This is a genomic window from Taklimakanibacter albus (assembly GCF_016595235.1).
GTDB classification, from domain to species: domain Bacteria; phylum Pseudomonadota; class Alphaproteobacteria; order Rhizobiales; family Aestuariivirgaceae; genus Taklimakanibacter; species Taklimakanibacter albus.
Map to the genome: position 1 here is coordinate 19,474 of NZ_JAENHL010000007.1, position 19,989 is coordinate 39,462.

A 19,989-nucleotide genomic window follows, 5' to 3' on the forward strand; every position below is an offset into this window, starting at 1 on the left:
GAAGTACAGCGGATCAGCCGACCGCCACCCAGCTGGCATCGGCGCGACCCGACTGCAGCACCGCTTCCACGAAAGCGAGCGCATCGACGCCGTCCGCACCGGTCGGTGCGAGCAGGCTCAACGGATCGGACGCCCGCTTCTCGCGCCTGGCGATAATCTGCTCGGCATAATCGCCATAAAGATTGGCGAAGGCCTCGATGAAGCCTTCCGGCAGACCGGAGACGAGACGCGTCGCCGACTTCGCCAAGGGCGACAGCTTGCTCCCGCGATGCAGCGTCTGGTCGGTGCCGTCGAGAAGTCGGAGATGCAGCTGATCGGGGAAGGCCTCATCCCAGGCGATATGGCCGGTCGCACCATAGACGCGCAGACGGAAGCCGACGCTCTCACCCGCCGCCACCATGCTCGCCCACAGGATGCCGCGCGCACCATCCTTGAAACGCAGGAGGATATTGGCATTGTCCTCGAGCTTACGACCCGCGACCATGGTGGAGAGATCGGCGGCGAGCGTCTGCACCTCAAGGCCGGTCACGAAGCGCAGGAGATGATAGGCATGGGTGCCGATATCGGCGACGACGCCGCTTGGCCCGGCACTCGCGGGATCGGTGCGCCAGGCCTGCTTGACGCCTTCCTGCTCGAGCGGCACCGCCAGCCAGCCCAGCGCAAACTCCGCCTGCACCATCCTGACCTCGCCGATGCCGCCTTCCGCGATGAGACTGCGCGCATGGCGGATCATCGGATAGCCGGAATAATTGTAGGTTACCCCCAGCAGCCGCTGCGCCTCCGCCGCGCGCGCCACGAGGTCCTCGGCATCGGCAAGGCTGGTGGCGAGCGGCTTGTCGCAGATGACCGCGATGCCCTGCTCCAGGAACGCCGAGACGATCGCATGATGCGACGCATTCGGCGTCACGACGCTCACCACCTCGATGCCGTCGGGGCGTGCCGCCTCGGCCTTCGCCATTTCGCGATAGTCGGCATAGCTGCGCTCGGGCGCGATGAAACATTGCGCCGCCGACAGGCGCGCCCGTTCCGGATCGGACGAGAGCGCCCCGGCGACGAGCTCGAACTTTCCATCGAGCCGAGCCGCCATGCGATGCGCCTCGCCGATGAAGCCGCCAATGCCGCCGCCGACCATGCCCCAGCGGATCGGTCTTCTCACAATGTCAGCCATCAGCCCTGCCTTTGCCTTGCGATCCACAGATGCTGCAACAGAACGATGGTTTTTGCATCTGCAATTTCATTGCGGGCGACGAGGTTCATCGCGTCCGCGAGCGACATTTCGAGGATCTCGATGTCCTCGTCCTCGCCGTCCTTGCCGCCGCCCTTGTAAATCCGGTCGCTCGCCGCGTAGTCCGCCAGGAAGAGCCAGATGCTTTCGGTGATCGCCCCTGGCGAGCCCCAGACGCGGCCTGCGGATTTGAGGTTGTGGATCCGATAGCCGAGCTCTTCTTCCGCCTCGCGCGCCGCGCACACCTCCGGCGCGTCGCCGTCGAGCAGGCCGGCGCAGGCTTCGATCATCATGCCATTGCCGCCGCTGAGATGCGGCGGCAGGCGGAACTGCCGCACCAGCAGCACGGTGCGGCGCGTTTCATCGAAGGGGAGGACCGCCGCGCCATGACCATGATCATGGATCTCGCGCACTGCCCGCATCATGCTGCCATCCAGCCGCTCGATATCGAGCGTATAGCGCGTGAGCTTCGCCCAGCCGGAATAGACGAGCTCCGCCGAGGCGATGATGATCTTGGGGACAAAAGGCACTTATTCGCTCCGTTGCTTACGCATGATTTTCAATATGGCCTGAGCGCGCGCGTCGCTCAGTCCCTCATATATCGGCCGCGCCGAACGGCGCCGCCAGTTCGGATATTCGCGGTCGGTGCCCGGCACGTTGAGCGGCTCCGTCTCTCCGAGAAGATCGTCGACCTGCACGAATGCTATGCCTGAGCCGGTCCGGTCCAGGAATTCATGCGCGGCCAGTATCGGATCACCGCGCGCGAGGCCGGCCGCATCGAAGGCGGTCTGCAGCTCGGCACGTTCGATCTCGTAATCGCGGCGCTGCTTCGCTTCGTTCGGATTGCGCTTGAGCCGATGATCGAGATCGAGATGAGCGCCGGATGCCCAGCCGGCGAAGGTCGGCAAATCATGCGAGCCGAGACAGGCGAGCGACAGATAGGGATAGGCCTCAGGCGCGCGGAACACCGCGCCGTCGCGCTCGAACCACAGAACCTTGTAGGAGAGGAAGCTGCCGCGCGTGAGCCGATCGCGCAAACCGTCCGGAACCGTGCCCAGATCCTCGCCCACCACCATACAGCGATGCGCCAGGCTTTCTTCCGCTACCAGCGCCATCAGCTGGTCGACCGGAAAGCTCACATAGGCACCGTCCTTGCCTTCGGCGCCTTGCGGCACCCAGAACTGCCGCTGGAGGCCGAGCACATGATCGATACGCAGCATACCGCAGTGCCGCATATTGGCGCGCAGGATCTCACGGTAAGGCGCGAGCTCCCGCTCCACCAGCACATGCGGATTGAACGGCGCCAGATTCCACACCTGGCCGAGCGCCGAAAACGGATCGGGCGGTGCGCCGAGCGACACGCCAAACGCGAAGGTTTCCGGATCGGCCCAGATCTCGCCGCCATCGAAGGCGGTGCCCAGCGCCAGGTCGCCATAGACCGCCCCGTGCGCCGCCGCCTCTCCGAACTGCTGATCGGCTCGCCATTGCAGCCACTTGCGGAACAACACATCCTTCCGCTGCGCATCCGCGAAGGCTTGGACCTGCGGCGAGCGTGCCTCGCGCAATTCGGCCGGCCATTTCTGCCGATCGACGCCTCCCTGACGATCGGCGATCGTCTCGAAGACGGCATGGAGATGCAGCGCTTCGCCATTCTCGGCGCAGAAGCGTTGAAAGGACGCGTCTGTCTCATCGAAAGTATCGAATTCGACGAGAAGCGCGCGTTTGATCTCGCGCCAGGCCGCCTCGTAGTCCACATGGCGGAGCGTGGCGAGCGACGCACCGGCTTGAGCATCGATATAGATCGGATCGATGAAGCGCCGGTCGGAAGGTTGATAGGGGCTGGCGCGGTCGCGATCGGTGGGAAAGAGATGATGCAGCGGGTTGATGCCGGCAAAGCTGGCGCCCGCCCGTCGGGCGGCGTCGCCAAACTCGCCCAGCGTCGTGAAATTGCCGAGCGCCGTCGGCTGCGCTCCACGCAACGCATAGAGATGAGCGGCAAGCCCGAAGATCTTTCGGCCCTGCGTCAACGCCGATGAGAGAAAACACTTGCGCTCTTCAAGCGTGGGCTTCGCCAGTGCCCGCAAGCGCCGCAGGCCTTCCGCCACATCGCCGCCGGTCTCCGTGCCGAGTCCCATCGCCTTGAGCAGTGTCCGCTTGGTCGCGATCGAAACGTCGTGCCGCTCGCCATCGACCGTCCACCAGACGGGCTGGATGCCAGCTTCTTCGGCCAGCACGTTGACGATCTGATCCGTCGGCGCCGCGCTGCGTTTGACCTTCATCTCCTCGACGAAGAGTGCGACGCTGCGGGCCGGCACCTCGTGTCCATCGGCCGGCCGCCAACTCCCGTCCTCACGGTTTTGCGGCAGCGTGACGGTCACCGCCGACCAGCCGGCATTGAACCAGACGCAGAAGCGCGCGCTTGTCGCATAATCATAGAAAGCGGCGCCGAGCAGCCGGCGCTCGGGATCGTTCCACTCCTCCTCGCGCAGGGTCGCGCCGACGGCGTTGAGCCAGACGACATCAGGAAGCCCCGTCGCATCGCGCGCTTTGCCGATCAGGAAGCCATCGTCGGCGAAGGCGCCTCGTGACTGCCGGAATTTTGCGAGCATCCGCACATAGTCGAGAAGCTCATGATCGGCCTTCTCCCAATCGAGCCAGGTCAGCTCATTGTCCTGCGCATAGGCGTTGTTGTTACCGGACTGGCTGCGGCCAAATTCATCACCGGCGGTGAGCATGACCGTGCCGCGTGACAACAGCAGGCTGGCGAGCAGCGCCCGCTGGTCAAGCCCCCGGCTGGCCAGTATCTCTGTGTCCTGCGTCTCGCCTTCAGCACCATTGTTCCAGGAGAAATTGCCGTCAGTCCCGTCGCGGTTGTTCTCGCCATTCGCCTCATTATGCTTGCCCGCATAGGAGACGAGATCGCGCAAGGTGAAGCCGTCATGAGCCGCGATGAAGCTCACTCCGCGCGGGGCATCGAAAATATCGGATGACCCGGCAAGCCGTGTGGCGAGTGTCCCCACCATGCCACGGTCGCCGCGCCAGAAGCGGCGCAGATCGTCGCGATAGCGATCGTTCCATTCGAGCCAGCGCTTCGGGAAACGTCCCAGCTGATAGCCGCCGGGCCCGATATCCCAAGGCTCGGCGATGAGCAGCAGATCCTTGAGAAGCGGATCGCGATCCACCGCGTCGAAAAAAGGCGCATCGCCGGAGAAGCCATCGGCTCCCCGGCCGAGAATAGGCGCGAGATCGAAGCGGAAGCCATCAAGTCCTGTCTCGCTTGCCCAGACACGCATGGCGTCGAGGACAAGCCGCAAGGCCGGATCGCTTTCCGCGGCGAGTGTGTTGCCACAGCCCGTGTCGTTGATGAGATGGAAGCCGCCGTCATGCCGGTAATAGCTTGCCACGTCGAGGCCGCGCAGCGACAGTGTCGTTCCTTCCGCGTCGCTTTCACCCGTGTGGTTGTAGACGACATCGAGAACGACCTGCATTCCGGCATCATGAAGCGCGCGCACCGTGTCGCGGATCTCGGCGAAGCCGCCGGGCGCCAGGCGCGGATCGGGCGCCATGAAGGTCACCGGATTGTAGCCCCAGCCATTGTGGAGGCCGAGCGGCGGCAGATGCCGCTCGTCGATCCAGGCGGCGAGCGGCATCAGTTCCACCGTGTCGACGCCGAGGTCGGTCAAATGCTCGAGAACCGCCGGATGCGCCAGGGCAGCCACCGTACCACGCAGAGCTTCCGGCACCGCCGGATGGCGCATGGTGAAGGCCTTGACCGCGATCTCATAGATGATGCCAGGCTGCCTTGGCTTGCGCGGCCGCATGGCCATGCCCGGCCGCTCGATGATCGCCTTCGGCACGAAAGCCGCCGTCTCGACATCTCTCGCGATCAGCTCCGGCCGATGCGCGAATGGCCGATCGAGCCGGCGCGCATAGGGATCGACCAGCAGCTTGGAGGGGTCGAAGCGATGGCCCTGCTCCGGCGCGAAAGGCCCATCGGCCCGGAGGCCATAGCGCTGCCCGACACCGATGCCGGGAAGGAAGCTGGAGAACACATCGCCCTGCCGGTCCAGCGTGAAGCGCTGCGTTACCCTGTCCTTGTCGTCGAAAAGACAGACGTCGATACGTGACGCGTGGCGCGAGAAGACGGCGATATGCGCGCCGTCTTCCTGGAGCGTTACGCCCAGTTCGTCAGGTGATGACGGTGGGGGCATTGCGGCCGGTGCGGCTCTCGATTTCGGCGAGGTTGCGGGCGATCTGGATCAGATCGGCAAGCGCCGTCTGGGTGTCGCCGCCCTGCTTGGCGGGATCGGGCTCATAGTTTTCGATATAGACGCGCAAAGTGGCGCCTTCCGTGCCGGTGCCCGACAGGCGGAAGATGATGCGCGAGCCGTCCTTGAACAGGAAACGGATGCCCTGGCCTTTCGAATCCGAGTTGTCGACCGGATCGTGATAGGCGAAGTCGTCCGACAGAGTGAGGATCTTGGCACCCAGAGCCGAAACATCCTTCTTGCCGATGAACGAGCGCAGATGCGCCATCAGCTCGTTAGCCTGGCCCGCATCGATCGCCTCGTAGTCATGCCGCGTATAGAAATTGCGGCCATAATCACGCCAATGCTGGAACACGATATTCTCGACGCTCTCCTTGCGCTTGCCCAGTATGTTGAGCCACAGCAGCACCGCCCACAGCCCGTCTTTCTCGCGCACATGGTTGGAGCCGGTGCCGGCGCTTTCCTCGCCGCAGATCGTGGCGAGCCCGGCATCGAGCAGATTGCCGAAGAACTTCCACCCCGTTGGCGTCTCGTAGCATTTGACCTTGAGCCGTTCGGCGACGCGGTCGGCGGCCATGCTGGTCGGCATCGAGCGGGCGATGCCGGCGATGCCCTTGGCATAGCCGGGCGCCAGATGCGCATTGGCGGCGAGGAGCGCCAGCGAGTCGGACGGCGTCACGAAGATATTGCGCCCGATGATGAGATTGCGGTCGCCGTCGCCATCCGACGCCGCGCCGAAGTCAGGCGCCTCCTTCGACATCATCAGGTCATAGAGGTCCTTTGCATGGACGAGATTGGGATCGGGATGGTGACCGCCGAAATCGGGCAGCGGCACGCCGTTGACGACCGTTCCCTCCGGCGCGCCCAAGGTTTTCTCGAGGATCGCCTTGGCATAGGGACCGGTCGCCGCATGCATCGCATCGAAGCGCATGCGGAACGTGCCGGCGAACATGTCGCGGATCACGTCGAAATCGAACAATTGCTCCATCAGCGCCTGATAGTCGGCGACGGAGTCGAAAACCTGGACCCGCATGCCAGCCACTTCGCTGGTGCCGATCTTGTCGAGCGCGACATCGGGAGCATCGGCGATCAGATAGCGGTCAATCACCTTGCTGCGCGCGAAGATCGCCTCGGTGATCTTTTCCGGCGCCGGGCCGCCATTCGAGATGTTGTATTTGATGCCGAAGTCACCGTCGGGACCGCCGGGATTGTGGCTCGCCGACAGCACGATGCCGCCAAACGCCTTGTGCTTGCGGATGACGCAGGACGCGGCCGGCGTCGACAAGAGACCGTTCTGTCCGACCAGCACACGGCCGAAGCCGTTTGCCGCCGCCATCTTGATCGCGATCTGCGCGACCTCGCGGTTGTAGTAACGTCCATCACCACCAATCACCAGGGTCTTGCCTTTGAAACCCTCCAGGGCGTCGAAGATCGACTGGATGAAATTCTCGACATAATGCGGTTGCTGGAACACCGGCACTTTCTTGCGCAGGCCCGAGGTTCCGGGCTTCTGGTCGGCGAAAGGTTTGGTCGCAATGGTCTTGATCATCGGGCCTCGCAAGGTGGATATCATCTATCAGGATCGGTGCAGCAGGTTCTTATAGAGCAACGCGTAGCGCGCCGCACTCTTCTCCCAGGATACATCAGTCTTCATGCCGGCTTTTTGAAGCCCGTTCCAGGCCTTGCGGTCGGCATAAAGCCTTACCGAACGTTCGATCGCGCGGGTGAGCGAGGGCACATCGACGGGCGCGAACTGGATGCCGGTGGCGCTGCCCTGCTCCAACGCGGCCTCATTCGCATCGACGATCGTATCGGCGAGCCCGCCGACATGCGAGACGACCGGCACGCAGCCATAACGTAAGCCATAGAGCTGGGTCAGGCCGCAAGGCTCGAAACGCGATGGAATGAGAATGGCATCAGCGCCGCCCTGCAGGAGATGCGAGATCGTCTCGTCATAACCGATCACCGTGCCTATGCGGCCTTTGTGACGCGCCGCCGCTTGGGTGAAGTCGGATTCGAGCTGCGCGTCGCCGGCCCCTAGCATCGCCAGCCTGGCGCCAAGCCCGACGAGATCGTCGAGACATTGCACGAGCAGGTCCATGCCCTTCTGCCAGGTGAGACGGCTCACCACGCAGAACAAGAGCCCGTCATCCTGGTCGAGGCCGAAACGCCGTTCGACTTCGCGTTTATTCGCTTCGCGCCGCTGGATGAAATTGCGCGGCACATAGGATTGCGCCAGATGCGCATCGCTCGCCGGATTCCAGATATCGGTGTCGATGCCGTTGACGATGCCGGTCAGTCGGTCACGTCGCAAGCGCAATAGCCCGTCGAGTCCCATGCCGTCGGCTTGCGTGGTGATCTCATCGGCATAGCTCGGGCTCACCGTGGTGATCGCATCGGCATAATGAAGTCCCGCCTTGAGATAGCCGACGCCGCCATAATATTCGACGCCGTTGATCGCGAAGGCCGCAGCCGGCAGCTTCAGTTGCGCGAAGATGCTGGCCGGATATTGTCCCTGGAAAGCGAGATTATGCACGGTCATGACGGTCCTGGCGACAGGCCCGGACGCGAAATGCAGATAGGCCGGGGTGAGTGCGGCCTGCCAGTCATGCGCATGCACGATCTCCGGCATGAAGGCCGCAACCTCGCCACTGCCGACATCCGCGGCGGCATAAGAGAGCGCCGCGAACCGTTTCCAGTTGTCGGGCCAATCCTTGCCGTCGGGACCGAGATAAGGATTGCCCGGCCGGTCGAAGAGATGCGCCGCCTCGACCACCAGGAGATCGAGCCCCTGCGCGCGTCCGGTCAGAATGCGCCCTTTGCCGCCGAAGAGATCACCATAGACTTTGACCGGCTTGGCGTCTTTGAGCGCCGCCATTACGGCGGGATAACCCGGCAGCATCACCCGCATCTCGATGCCGTGATGCTTGAGCGCGGCAGGCAGGGCGCCCGCAACATCGGCGAGCCCGCCGGTCTTGACCAGCGCAAACACTTCCGAAGCGACGGCCAGGACCTTCATCATACGAGCTTGTCGAGCATCGGTTGGGTGATGAGGCAGATGCCATTTTCGGTGCGCCGGAACCGTTTGGCGTCAAGCACCGGATCATCGCCGACCACCAGCCCTTCCGGAATCTCGACACCACGGTCGATGACGACCCGTTTCAGCCGGGCGCTGCGGGCGATATTGACATGCGGCAGCACCACCGCCTGTTCGAGGCGCGAATAGGAATTGACCCTGACTCCGGTGAAGAGCAGCGAGTTCTTCACGCCGGCGCCCGAGATGATGCAGCCGCCCGACACCAGCGAGCTCACCGCTTTGCCGCGCCTTCCATCCTCGTCATGGACGAACTTGGCCGGCGGCACCAGTTCCGAATAGGTCCAGATCGGCCAGTTGCGATCATAGAGATCGAGCGCCGGCACCACATCGGTCAAATCGATATTGGCCTCCCAATAGGCATCGACGGTGCCGACATCGCGCCAATAGGACTGGCTTTCGTTTTCCGAGCGCACACAGGAGCGGGTGAAGCGATGCGCCACGGCTTTGCCGTGCTTGACGATATAGGGAATGAGGTTCTTGCCGAAGTCGCGCTCCGAGCCCTTCTCCGCCGCATCGCGGCGCAGTTGCTCGCAGAGGAACGAGGTCTTGAACACATAGATGCCCATCGAGGCCAAGGCCATGTCGGGCTTGTCCGGCATGCCGGGCGGATCCTTGGGTTTCTCGATGAAGCTGATGATCTGATCCTTGTCGTCGACATGCATCACCCCGAAACCCGTCGCCTCCTTACGCGGCACTTCGAGGCAGCCGACGGTGACATCGGCGCCACTGTCGACATGCTGCTGCAGCATGAGCTCGTAATCCATCTTGTAGATGTGATCGCCCGCCAGGATGATCATGAATTCGGGGCCGTAGCTCTCGATGATGTCGAGATTCTGATAGACCGCATCGGCGGTGCCGGCATACCACTGGTCTTCCGAGACGCGCTGGCTCGCTGGCAGGACGTCGAAGCTTTCGTTGCGCTCGGGGCGTAGGAAATTCCAGCCGCGCTGCAGATGGCGGATCAGGCTGTGCGCCTTGTATTGGGTAGCGACGCCCAGGCGCCGGATACCGGAATTGATCGCATTGGCGAGCGCGAAATCGATGATACGCGTCTTGCCGCCGAAATAGACCGCGGGCTTGGCGCGTTTGGCGGTCAATTCCATGAGCCTCGAACCGCGCCCCCCGGCCAGCACATAGGCCATGGCATCACGCGCCAGTGGTGAATGTCTGCGAGTCTCCCCCATGCTCTCCTCCCTATCCTTCACTTTCGAGGATCAGTGTCGCGAGCGGCGGCAAAGTCAGTCGCGCGCTGGCGGGCTGTCCATGCGAAGCGTGGTTCTCGGCCATGATGGCACCAAAATTGCCCTGGCCGCTACCGCCATAAAAAGCGGCATCCGTATTGATGCGCTCGCGCCACGGCCCCGCAAAAGGCAAAGGCAGCACATAGTCCTGGCGCGGCACCGGCGTCAGATTGGCAACGGCGACCACCGGGCGATGGTTCCCGCCCGACCGCCGCATCCAGGCGAAGACCGAATTCTCGTGATCATCGGCGATCAGCCACTCGAAGCCTTCCGCCTCGCAGTCACGCGCATGGAGCTGCGGCAAGGCGCGATAGAGCGCGTTGAGGTCGCGCAGCAATGCTTTGACCCCGCCATGCGAGGGATATTGCAGGAGCTCCCAGTCGAGCCCCCGCGCCTCGCTCCATTCGCGCCTCTGCGCGAATTCCTGTCCCATGAACAGGAGCTTCTTGCCGGGATAGGCCCACATGAAAGCATAATAGGCCCGCAGATTCGCGAATTTCTGCCAGTCGTCGCCTGCCATCTTGGTGAGGAGCGAGCCTTTGCCATGCACGACCTCGTCATGCGACAGCGGCAGCACGAAATTCTCCGAGAAAGCGTAGAGCAGACCGAAGGTCAGGTCGTTGTGGTGATGCTTGCGGTGAATGGGTTCGCGCGCCATGTAGGCGAGCGTGTCATGCATGAAGCCCATATTCCACTTGAAGCCGAAGCCGAGCCCGCCGGCATGGACGGGCTGCGACACGCCGGGCCATGAGGTCGATTCCTCGGCGATCGTGGCGATGCCCTGATGTGCGCCATAGGCGGCGGCATTCATGCGCCGCAGGAAGGCGATGGCTTCCTTGTTCTCGCGCCCACCCTCCTCATTCGGAATCCATTCGTCGGCCTTGCGCGAATAGTCGAGATAGAGCATCGACGCCACCGCATCGACGCGCAGGCCATCGGCGTGGAAACGCTCCATCCAATAGAGCGCATTGTTGACCAGGAAGCCCTGCACCTCGGTGCGGCCGAAATTATAGATGGCGGTGTTCCAGTCGGGATGGAAGCCGCGACGTGGATCGTCATGCTCATAAAGGCTGGTGCCGTCGAAATGAGCGAGCCCATGTTCGTCGGTCGGGAAATGCGCCGGCACCCAGTCGAGCAGGACGCCGAGCCCCAGCGCATGGGCGCGGTCGACGAAATGAGCGAAGTCGGCAGGCGTGCCGAAACGGGCGGTCGGCGCATATAGCCCGGTCGGCTGATAGCCCCAGGACGGGTCATAGGGGTATTCGCTGACCGGCAGCAATTCGAGATGGGTGAAGCCCATATCGGCGACATAGGGCAGAAGCTCGTCGGCGAGCTCGCGATAGCTGAAATAGCCGCCATCGGCATGGCGCTTCCAGGACCCCAGATGCACTTCATAGATGGAGACCGGGCTGCGCCGCAGATCCTTATTCGCGCGCGCTGAGAGATAGTCCGCATCGCTCCAGGTGAAGGCGTCCGGACTCGCAACGACGGAAGCGGTCTTGGGCCTGAACTCCGACTGGAAGGCGAAGGGATCGGCCTTGAGCGGCAGGAGCTTGCCCTCGGCGCCGATGATCTCGAATTTATAGACGGTCCCTGGTCCCAGTTCAGGGATGAAGATTTCCCACAACCCCGCGCCGCGCCGATGGCGCATTACATGCCGCCGGCCGTCCCAGCGATTGAAGTCGCCCACCACCGAAACACGTTTGGCGTTAGGGGCCCAGACCGCGAAGGCGACACCGGCGGCCCCTTCATGCGTGATCGCATGGGCGCCGAGCTTGTCGTAAAGCCGGAGATGCGTGCCCTGGGCCGCATAATAATCATCCATCGGCCCCATCACCGGCCCGAAGGAATAAGGATCGATCAGCGACCACTGGCCTTGCGCATTACGCGCCTCATAGCGAAGAGGCGCTCGCCGCTTCAGCGCGATTCGGCCTTCGAAGAAGCCCTCCCCGCCCCCAGCCTCGAGCTTGCCAAGCGCCTGTCCACCGAGGCTAAAAGCTGAAACTTCTTGAGCTCCCGGAATGACCGCCCGCGTAACAAAGACGCCATCGGCTTCATGAACACCGAGCCGCGCAAACGGATCGCCATGGCTTCCCGCAACAAGCGCCGCGATCTCTCCCCGGTCAAGTTGCCATGAGACCGCTGTCATGTGCCCTTCTCACATGGACGGCACGGTCCAGATTTCCCGCGCATAGTCGCGGATCGTCCGGTCGGCTGAAAACCAGGCCATATTGGCCGTGTTGCGGATCGCCTTGTCGTGCCAGCGCTGCGGCTCGCTCCACAGATCATCGACCTGGCGCTGCGCCTTCGTGTAAGCGGCGAAATCGGCGGCGACCAAAAACCAGTCGCTGCCATAAAGAACATCGATAAGGCCCTTATAACGGTCGGGCTCGCCCGGCGAGAAGATACCGGCGCGCATCATGTCGAGCACATCCTTCAGCTCCGGCGTTGCCTCGATGACGCTGCGGGGGTCGTAGCCTTGCGCGCGGCGCTGCGCCACTTCCTCGGCCGTCATGCCGAAGATCACGATATTGTCGGCGCCGACATGATCGCGGATCTCGACATTGGCGCCGTCGAGCGTGCCGATGGTGAGCGCGCCATTGAGCGCGAATTTCATGTTGCCGGTGCCGGAAGCTTCCATGCCGGCCGTGGAAATCTGCTCGGAGAGATCGGCGGCCGGCACGATGACTTCGGCGAGGCTCACATTGTAATTGGGAATGAAGGCAACCTTGAGCAGGCCGCGCACCGCGGGATCCGCATTGACCACGCGGGCCACGTCATTGGCGAGACGGATGATGAGCTTCGCCTGCCAGTAGCTCGCCGCCGCCTTGCCGCCGAAGATCTTTACCCGCGGCACCCAGTTCTTCTCGGGATGCGATCGGATCTGGTTATAGACCGAGATGGCCTCGAGGATATTGAGCAGCTGGCGTTTGTATTCGTGGATGCGCTTCACCTGCACATCGAACATCGCGGAAGGGTCGACCTTGAGGCCCATGCGCTCCTGGATCTCGCGCGCCAGCCTGATCTTGTTGGCGCGCTTGACCTCGGCGAAACGCTGCTGAAAGCCCGCATCGCCGGCAAACCGGTTCAGCTCAGTGAGTGAATCCAGATCGTCCAGCACCTTGTCGCCGATGGCGTCGGTGATGAGTCGGGTCAGCCCGTCATTGGCCTGGAACAGCCAACGCCTCGGCGTGATGCCGTTCGTCTTGTTGGTGATGCGGTCGGGAAACAGATCGTTGAGGTCGCGGAAAACCGTGGTCTTCATGAGCTCGGTATGGAGACCCGACACGCCATTGACCTTGTGCGACCCCGCAAAAGCGAGCTGGCCCATGCGCACGCGCCGGCCGCCATGTTCGTCGATGAGCGACAGGGAGGCCAATTGCGCATCGCTCGCCGAACGGGCCCGCGCCTCCTGCAGCAATTTGGCATTGATCGCATAGATGATCTGCATATGCCGCGGCAGCAGCCGCTCGAAGAGATGCAACGGCCAGGTCTCGAGCGCCTCGGGCAGGAGCGTGTGATTGGTGTAGGAAATCGATGCGGTGGTGAGCGCCCAGGCCGCGTCCCAGTCAAGCCCGTTGAGATCGACCAGGATGCGCATCAGCTCGGCGACGGCCACCGCCGGATGTGTATCATTGAGCTGGATCGCCACTTTATCCGGTAGGCTCTCGAGCGCGCCGAACTGTTTCAGATGGCGGCGCACCAGATCCTGCAGCGAGGCCGACACGAAGAAATATTCCTGGCGCAGCCGCAATTCCTGGCCAGCTTCGGTGCTGTCCGAGGGATAGAGCACCTGCGTGATCGTCTCGGCGCGGTTCTGCTCGGCCAAGGCGCCCACATGGTCGCCGCGATTGAAGGCATCGAGCCGGATCGGGTCGAGCGCCTGGGCGCTCCACAGCCGCAAGGTGTTGACGCGTTTGCCGCGCCATCCGGCGATCGGCGTATCGAAGGCGACCGCCTGCACCGTCTCGCTCGGCCGCCATGTATGCTTGAAGGAATTGTCGTCCTTCTCGACGGTTTCGACACGGCCGCCGAAACTGATGTCATAGGCCGCCTCGCGGCGCTCGAACTCCCAGGGATTGCCGTGGGCGAGCCAGTCTTCCGGCAGCTCGATCTGCTGGCCGTCCTTGATCTTCTGCTTGAAGAGGCCGTGCTGGTAGCGGATGCCATAGCCATAGGCAGGGATATCGACGCTCGCCATGCTTTCCATGAAGCAGGCGGCGAGCCGGCCCAGGCCGCCATTGCCGAGCGCCGCGTCGGGCTCCAGCGCCTCGACCAGATCGAGATCGACATTGAGGCTCTTGAGCGCCTGGGTGACGGGCTCGACCAGGCCCAGATTGCTCATCGCGTCGCGCAACAGCCGGCCGATGAGGAATTCGAGCGAGAAATAGTAAACGCGCTTGGCGCTCTTGGCATAGGCGTCGCGCGTCGAGTTCATCCAATGGTCGATGACGCGGTCGCGCACCGCATGGATGGTCGCCGCCAGCCAGTCGTGATCGCGCGCCACCAGCGGGTCCTTGCCTACCGTATAAGCGAGCTTCTCCAGGATCTCGGCGCGTAACGTCGCGGCATCGGTGCGGCGGGGCGCCGGCTTCGGCGCATCGGGATGAATTTGCGTAACGGTCTGAACCATGGGCCCTCGATGAGTTTATGGTCTAGTATAATGCCACGGACAGCAAGATTATTTGACGAGGTTAAGGATGCCGCGCTTTGCCGCGAATTTAAGCATGATGTTCCAGGAAATGCCCTTTCTGGAGCGTTTCGCCGCCGCCGCCGAAGCGGGCTTCACGGGCGTCGAATTCCTGTTTCCCTATGAATTCGACAAGGCCGAGATCGTCAGGCGCCGGGCCGAGGCCGGACTTGCACAAATTTTGTTCAATTCCCCACCCGGCGATTGGGCCGCCGGCGAGCGCGGCTCGGCCGCTCTGCCCCAAAAGCGCGACCTGTTCCGGCAGCAATTCGAGCTGGCCCTGGACTACGCGGTGGCGCTCGCCAACCCGCGTATCCATGTGATGGCCGGAATCCCCGCCCCCGGCGAGAACAGCCAGGCTTGCGAGTCCTGCTTTGTCGAGAATCTCCGCTGGGCGGGCGAGCTGGCGCGGCCGCGTGGCATCACTCTCCTCATCGAGCCGCTCAACCCGGTCGACATGCCGGGTTATTTCCTGAGCTCGGCCGATCAGGCGGCGGGCATTCTGGCGGCGGTGGCACTTCCCCATGTGAAGCTGCAATATGACATCTATCACCAGCAGATGAGCCGCGGCGCCGTCGCCGACACGCTGCGCCGGCATTTCCCCCTCATCGGCCACATCCAGGTCGCCGGCGTCCCCGGCCGCAACGAGCCGGACGAAAGCCAGGAGATCAACCTGCCCTATCTCTTCGGCCTCATCGACGAATTGGGTTATGATGGCTGGATCGGCTGCGAATATCGCCCGCGTGCTGGAACACTTGACGGCCTGGGCTGGCTGAAGTCTTACGGTATCGGCCAGGGGAAGCCAAAATGAAGAGCCCCGTTGCCGGAGCTCTTCACGACTCTTCACCCATACTCACAATCCGGGGGTCAACGCCGATCAGGCAACCCAGGCATGGCCATTGCGCGGATTGACGTCGACGAGGACGGGATGGCCGTGCCGCTCGGCGCGGAACATGTCGACCCGGCCGCCGCATTCACGAACCTGCACATTGTGGAATCCGTCATGGCGCACGATCCTGCCGGCGGCCTGGCAACTCAGCATCGCATGATGCATCGGAGCCTGGATGTGCCGGACCGGCGCCTTCGGATAGATCTTGATGTCGTATTTCGGATTGTAGCTCGAATTGGGATTCCACATGTCTTCGGCCATTGTCGATGCCGACAGGCTGGCGACGCCAAGTGGGATCAGGACTACGCTTGCGAGAAGAAGTTTGCTGAACATGATCGTCCTCCACAGCAAAACTGTTACCCCCGAGTAACAGGAGAGGCTGGACAGATGTTCCGTATGCGGAGGTTACACCTCGGTTAGATCCATCAAGAAAATGTGAGGGGTTGATCGCGACATAAAGAAGGGGCTCCGTTTCCGGAGCCCCTCGCGCATTCGGCGCTTGGTGACGTCGATATCAGACAGGCCTGACATGTCCGTTACGCGAATTGACGCGCAGGACCACGTGACGGCCCCCGCGCGTGGCGCCGAACAGGTAGGTTCTCGCGTCACACTCGCGGGCCACGACATTCCGATATCCGTCCTCACGGAGCAACTGGCGGGCATCGGCGCAGCTCATCGCTCCGGTATTCCGCAAAGGCATGCGGGCAAGAGGCGTGTGAGATGTCGGGCTGTAGCCGGCCATCGCCGACCCCGACAGGCCCAGCATGCCGAGAGGAATGGCGACGGCGGCCGCGAGAACGAGCTTATTGAACATGATATAACTCCTTGGTGGAAAGCTCCCCGGACTGAACACTTGTTCGGCTTCGGCTGTTCCCCCTGCCGCGGGTTAAACCTTTGTCAGGTCGCGAGGACGGAATGCACAAAATGAAAAAGGGAGCTCCGTCTCCGGAACTCCCTCGAGATTACAACTCTGTCATGCCGGATCAGGCGCGCCACACATGTCCGTTGCGCGGATTGACATGCAGCAGGACGGCGCGGCCATGGCGGACGGCATGGAACACAAAGTTCCTGTCATCGCAGTCGCGCGCCTTCACGTTTTTATAGCCATCGGCGCGGATCATCCGGCCGGCCGCGGCACAGGTCAGCGCCGCGCGATGCAGCATCGGTGCCGCCGCCGGTCTATGCGCCGACGCGATCGGCTTCACCGGAATGTAATAATGCGTGTTGTAGTCGGCGAGCGCCGCGCCCGACAGGCCGAGCATGCCGAGGGGAAGCGCCACCGCGGCGGCGAGAGCGAGTTTGCTGAACATGGGAGATCTCCATGGAGGAGGGTGAAGTTACCCTCGGCAAACTGCGCCCGAACGCCGTCGTTCCCATCCAAGCGGGTTAAATATTGTTATGTATTTTCAAGGCTTAGATGAATTTCCGGTAAGCCTCGCCTCACCCGCCGATCATCACCTTGATGAGGCCGTTGACGCGGCCCGCCTGCTCCATCTGAACCATGTGGCCAGCGCCTTCGATGATCTCCACCTTGGCGCCTTTGGCCGCCGTCGCGTGAGCGGCGGGCACGATCTTGTCCTCCGCGCCCCAGACGACAAGTGCCGGTACACCTGAAGCGGCAAGCGCATCGGCGAGTAGCGCCGCCTGCCGTCCACCAGCGAAGACACCGTTCTTCAACGCGGTAAGCGCGTCGCCGACACCATCGAGCCTTTTGTATTTGAGAAGGTCGTCCACCATCTGGCGGCTCACCAGCCCGCTGTCGGCGAACAGATTCTCCAGCACCGGCTTCAGGTCACGGCGCGACGCCGAGGCGACGAAGCCGTCAATGTAGTCCATGTTGATGTCGGGCCCGAGACCGGCGGAGGAAATCAGCGTTACCGATTTCACCCGCGGCTTTGCCAGGCGCGCCACCTCGATCGCGACGGCGCCGCCCATCGAATGGCCGACGAGATGCGCCTTGTCGATCTTCACCGTGTCCATGAAGCTCAACACCGCTTTGGCGAGTCCAGCGACGGTCGGCTCGTCCACCTTCTTGGTCGACTGGCCATGGCCTGGCAGATCGAGCGCATAGACAGTCGCCCCTTCCGCCAGTGCATCGGCATTGAACAGCCAGTTGTCGAGATCGCCGCCGAAGCCGTGGATGAGCAGCACCGTATTATCGTCGCTGCCACGTTTGGTGTAGCGCAGCCGGCCTGCGGCCGTGTCGGCGAACTCATAACGCGGACCCGCCGCTTCTTCCTCGCCCTCCTCGGCCACCGGCACCACATAGGAGCCGACAAACGCGTCGATATCGGCATCCGGGACGTCGGCATCCGCCACGACGCCGATCAGCGTCTTGATCGGATAGATCGTGTCCTCCTGGCCGATGCGGCGGCGCAGGATGCCGCCCTCATTCGCCTCGACGGCGCCGGCGATCTTGTCGGTTTCCACCTCGAGGAGCTGGTCGCCGGCCTTCACGCTGTCGCCGTCCTTCATCAGCCATGACGCCAGCTTGCCCTCCGCCATGGAGAGCCCCCATTTCGGCATCACGATGGGGATGATACGCTTCTCCGACATCACCCCTCCTCAATTGGCCATGGTCTTGCGGACGGCGGTAGCGATCTTGTCGGCGCTCGGCAGATAGATGTCTTCGAGCGAAGGCGAGAACGGCACCGGCGTGTGCGGCGAGGTTACCATCTGGATGCCCGCTTTCAGCGCCTTGAAGATCTCCTGCGAGACCTTGGCCGAGACGTCGCTGGCGATCGAGCAGCGCGGATGCGCTTCGTCGACGCAGACGAGCCGTCCGGTATTCTCGACACTTTCGAGCACCGTATCCCAATCGATGGGCGACAGCGTCCGGAGATCGATCACCTCGCATTCGACCTTGTCCTTGGCGAGCGCCGCGGCGGCATCCAAGGCGCGATGAACCATCATGCCATAGGTCACGATGGTGACGTGCTTGCCTTCACGCACCACATTCGCCTCGCCGAACGGGATAGCGTAGGATTCCTGCGGCACGTCGGTTTCGAGGCCGTAGAGATTCTTGTGCTCGCAGAAGATGACGGGATCGTTGTCGCGGATCGACTGGATGAGCAGTCCCTTGGCGTCATAGGCATTCGACGGCACCACCACTTTCAGTCCCGGAATATGGGTGAAGAGCGGCGTCAGCACTTGTGAATGCTGGGCGGCGGCGCGGAAGCCACCGCCGATCATGGTGCGGATGACGACCGGCGTCTCGGCCTTGCCGCCGAACATATATTTGAACTTGGCGGCCTGGTTGAAGATCTCGTCGAAACACACGCCCATGAAGTCGATAAACATCAGTTCGGCGACCGGGCGCATGCCGCAGGCGGCAGCCCCCACGGCGGCCCCGATATAGGCGGATTCGGAGAGCGGCGTGTCGAGCAGCCGGTCACCATATTTGGCATAGAGGCCCTTGGTGACGCCGAGCACACCGCCCCAGGCGTCCTTCTCGCCGTCACCGCCCATGCCGCCGACGATATCCTCGCCCATCACGAACACCGTCGGATCGCGCGCCATCTCCTGGTCGAGCGCTTCGTTCAGAGCCTGCCGCATACTGATCTTGCGTGCCATTGTTCCCTCCCCTCAATAAGTCACATAGACGTCGGTCATGAGATCCTTGGCCGTCGGCAAAGGTGCCGCCTTGGCCGTGATCACCGCCTCGTCGATCAGCTTCACGATCTCCTTGTCGATCGCCTCGAGCTCAGGTCTCTTGATCACGCCCGCATCCAACACCTTGTCGGCGAAGAGCTTGATGCAGTCCTGGTTGGCGCGGATATGCTCGACCTCGCCTTTGCCGCGATAGGTCTGCTGGTCGCCCTCGAAATGGCCGAAGAAGCGGATCATCTTGCATTCGAGCAGCGCCGGGCCGCCGCCTTCGCGCGCCCGCTTGATGATCTCTCCCGCCGCTTCATAGACGGCGAAGAAGTCGGTGCCGTCGACGGTAACGCCGGGAAGTCCGAAACCCGCCGCGCGATCGACATAGGAGTCGACCGCGACCGCATATTCGCGCGAGGTGGATTCGGCATAGCCGTTATTCTCGACGACGAAGATCGCCGGCAAATTCCACACCGCTGCCAGATTGAGGCTTTCGAGGAACATGCCCTGGTTGGAGGCGCCGTCGCCGACGAAGGAAATGCCGACCCCGCCATCGCCGCGGAACTTGGCGGCGAGTGCCGCGCCACAGGCGAGCGGTGCGCCAGCGCCCAGAATGCCATTGGCGCCCATCATGCCCTTGGAGAGATCGGCGATATGCATCGAGCCGCCCTTGCCGCGGCACGAGCCCATGGCTTTGCCATAGATCTCGCCCATCATCTCCTTCACATCGACGCCCTTGGCGATGCAATGGCCATGGCCTCTGTGTGTGGACGCGATGCGATCGCGGTCATTGAGATGCATCATGATGCCGGTGCCGGAGGCTTCCTCGCCGGCATAAAGATGCACGAAGCCCGGAATATCGCCCTTGGCGAATTCATTGTGCACCCGCTCCTCGAATTCGCGGATCGTCCGCATCGTCCGGTAGGCCTCGAGCAGGCCTTGCTTGTCGAGCGGAAATGGATTTTTGCTCATTATCTCCTCC

Annotated in this window: 15 protein-coding genes; 1 reads left to right on the forward strand and 14 read right to left on the reverse strand. The window is 62.9% G+C overall.

All coding sequences use genetic code 11. The features are described from left to right. Positions 1 to 13: 13 nt before the first annotated feature. Genes JHL16_RS11640 through JHL16_RS11675 form a run of 8 tightly spaced genes read right to left on the reverse strand, consistent with a single transcriptional unit; the run spans position 14 to position 14,464 of the window. On the reverse strand, positions 14 to 1,168 hold the full coding sequence (locus JHL16_RS11640; RefSeq protein ID WP_200185022.1) for a Gfo/Idh/MocA family protein: 1,155 nt from the start codon (positions 1,166 to 1,168) through the stop codon (positions 14 to 16). After that, positions 1,168 to 1,755 (reverse strand): NUDIX domain-containing protein, encoded by a 588-nt coding sequence (locus tag JHL16_RS11645; protein WP_200185023.1) that lies wholly within the window; start codon positions 1,753 to 1,755, stop codon positions 1,168 to 1,170. Before JHL16_RS11645 ends, JHL16_RS11640 begins: the two co-directional genes overlap by 1 nt. Next, entirely contained in the window at positions 1,756 to 5,436 is a 3,681-nt protein-coding gene (gene glgX, locus JHL16_RS11650) for a glycogen debranching protein GlgX (RefSeq protein WP_200185024.1), read from the reverse strand. Further along, complete coding sequence (locus JHL16_RS11655) at positions 5,414 to 7,042, reverse strand: alpha-D-glucose phosphate-specific phosphoglucomutase (RefSeq protein WP_200185025.1); 1,629 nt, start codon at positions 7,040 to 7,042, stop codon at positions 5,414 to 5,416. The genes glgX and JHL16_RS11655 overlap by 23 nt, the downstream gene beginning before the upstream one ends. Before the next feature lie 27 nt (positions 7,043 to 7,069). After that, entirely contained in the window at positions 7,070 to 8,512 is a 1,443-nt protein-coding gene (gene glgA / locus JHL16_RS11660) for a glycogen synthase GlgA (protein ID WP_200187116.1), read from the reverse strand. Continuing rightward, entirely contained in the window at positions 8,512 to 9,774 is a 1,263-nt protein-coding gene (glgC, locus tag JHL16_RS11665; RefSeq protein WP_200185026.1) for a glucose-1-phosphate adenylyltransferase, read from the reverse strand. Before glgC ends, glgA begins: the two co-directional genes overlap by 1 nt. 10 nt (positions 9,775 to 9,784) lie before the next feature. Beyond that, positions 9,785 to 11,980, reverse strand: coding sequence for a 1,4-alpha-glucan branching protein GlgB (gene glgB / locus JHL16_RS11670; protein WP_200185027.1), 2,196 nt, complete (start codon positions 11,978 to 11,980; stop codon positions 9,785 to 9,787). Between the two features lie 9 nt (positions 11,981 to 11,989). Further along, positions 11,990 to 14,464 (reverse strand): glycogen/starch/alpha-glucan phosphorylase, encoded by a 2,475-nt coding sequence (locus tag JHL16_RS11675; protein ID WP_200185028.1) that lies wholly within the window; start codon positions 14,462 to 14,464, stop codon positions 11,990 to 11,992. A gap of 67 nt (positions 14,465 to 14,531) precedes the next feature. On the opposite strand from JHL16_RS11675, the gene otnI reads away from it, so the two are divergent. After that, positions 14,532 to 15,332 (forward strand): 2-oxo-tetronate isomerase, encoded by an 801-nt coding sequence (gene otnI, locus JHL16_RS11680; RefSeq protein ID WP_200185029.1) that lies wholly within the window; start codon positions 14,532 to 14,534, stop codon positions 15,330 to 15,332. A gap of 66 nt (positions 15,333 to 15,398) precedes the next feature. Here the strand turns inward: otnI and JHL16_RS11685 are convergent, their stop codons facing one another. The 6 genes from JHL16_RS11685 to JHL16_RS11710 all read right to left on the reverse strand — a co-directional run bounded on the left by JHL16_RS11685 (position 15,399) and on the right by JHL16_RS11710 (position 19,979). Continuing rightward, positions 15,399 to 15,743, reverse strand: a complete 345-nt coding sequence (locus tag JHL16_RS11685; protein ID WP_200185030.1) for a hypothetical protein — start codon at positions 15,741 to 15,743, stop codon at positions 15,399 to 15,401. A 181-nt stretch (positions 15,744 to 15,924) separates the two neighbouring features. Further along, positions 15,925 to 16,224, reverse strand: a complete 300-nt coding sequence (locus JHL16_RS11690) for a hypothetical protein (RefSeq protein WP_200185031.1) — start codon at positions 16,222 to 16,224, stop codon at positions 15,925 to 15,927. Between the two features lie 169 nt (positions 16,225 to 16,393). Next, positions 16,394 to 16,720 carry a hypothetical protein gene (locus JHL16_RS11695; protein ID WP_200185032.1) on the reverse strand — a complete coding sequence of 109 codons (327 nt, stop codon included), beginning with the start codon at positions 16,718 to 16,720 and terminating at the stop codon, positions 16,394 to 16,396. Between the two features lie 130 nt (positions 16,721 to 16,850). After that, on the reverse strand, positions 16,851 to 17,966 hold the full coding sequence (locus tag JHL16_RS11700) for an acetoin dehydrogenase dihydrolipoyllysine-residue acetyltransferase subunit (RefSeq protein WP_200185033.1): 1,116 nt from the start codon (positions 17,964 to 17,966) through the stop codon (positions 16,851 to 16,853). 9 nt (positions 17,967 to 17,975) lie between these two features. Next, positions 17,976 to 18,983 (reverse strand): alpha-ketoacid dehydrogenase subunit beta, encoded by a 1,008-nt coding sequence (locus JHL16_RS11705; protein ID WP_200185034.1) that lies wholly within the window; start codon positions 18,981 to 18,983, stop codon positions 17,976 to 17,978. 12 nt (positions 18,984 to 18,995) lie between these two features. Further along, the gene (locus JHL16_RS11710) at positions 18,996 to 19,979 is read right to left on the reverse strand and encodes a thiamine pyrophosphate-dependent dehydrogenase E1 component subunit alpha (protein ID WP_200185035.1); all 984 of its coding nucleotides are present in this window, start codon (positions 19,977 to 19,979) and stop codon (positions 18,996 to 18,998) included. Positions 19,980 to 19,989: the final 10 nt, after the last annotated feature.

What these genes read in the sequence shown, in the direction of transcription:
- JHL16_RS11640 (WP_200185022.1), bottom strand. Translation starts at nt 1,168, where the DNA reads ATGGCTGACATTGTGAGAAGACCGATCCGCTGGGGCATGGTCGGCGGC.
- glgX (WP_200185024.1), bottom strand. Translation starts at nt 5,436, where the DNA reads ATGCCCCCACCGTCATCACCTGACGAACTGGGCGTAACGCTCCAGGAA.
- JHL16_RS11655 (WP_200185025.1), bottom strand. Translation starts at nt 7,042, where the DNA reads ATGATCAAGACCATTGCGACCAAACCTTTCGCCGACCAGAAGCCCGGA.
- glgA (WP_200187116.1), bottom strand. Translation starts at nt 8,512, where the DNA reads ATGAAGGTCCTGGCCGTCGCTTCGGAAGTGTTTGCGCTGGTCAAGACC.
- glgC (WP_200185026.1), bottom strand. Translation starts at nt 9,774, where the DNA reads ATGGGGGAGACTCGCAGACATTCACCACTGGCGCGTGATGCCATGGCC.
- glgB (WP_200185027.1), bottom strand. Translation starts at nt 11,980, where the DNA reads ATGACAGCGGTCTCATGGCAACTTGACCGGGGAGAGATCGCGGCGCTT.
- JHL16_RS11675 (WP_200185028.1), bottom strand. Translation starts at nt 14,464, where the DNA reads ATGGTTCAGACCGTTACGCAAATTCATCCCGATGCGCCGAAGCCGGCG.
- otnI (WP_200185029.1), top strand. Translation starts at nt 14,532, where the DNA reads ATGCCGCGCTTTGCCGCGAATTTAAGCATGATGTTCCAGGAAATGCCC.
- JHL16_RS11685 (WP_200185030.1), bottom strand. Translation starts at nt 15,743, where the DNA reads ATGTTCAGCAAACTTCTTCTCGCAAGCGTAGTCCTGATCCCACTTGGC.
- JHL16_RS11690 (WP_200185031.1), bottom strand. Translation starts at nt 16,224, where the DNA reads ATGTTCAATAAGCTCGTTCTCGCGGCCGCCGTCGCCATTCCTCTCGGC.
- JHL16_RS11695 (WP_200185032.1), bottom strand. Translation starts at nt 16,720, where the DNA reads ATGTTCAGCAAACTCGCTCTCGCCGCCGCGGTGGCGCTTCCCCTCGGC.
- JHL16_RS11700 (WP_200185033.1), bottom strand. Translation starts at nt 17,966, where the DNA reads ATGTCGGAGAAGCGTATCATCCCCATCGTGATGCCGAAATGGGGGCTC.
- JHL16_RS11705 (WP_200185034.1), bottom strand. Translation starts at nt 18,983, where the DNA reads ATGGCACGCAAGATCAGTATGCGGCAGGCTCTGAACGAAGCGCTCGAC.
- JHL16_RS11710 (WP_200185035.1), bottom strand. Translation starts at nt 19,979, where the DNA reads ATGAGCAAAAATCCATTTCCGCTCGACAAGCAAGGCCTGCTCGAGGCC.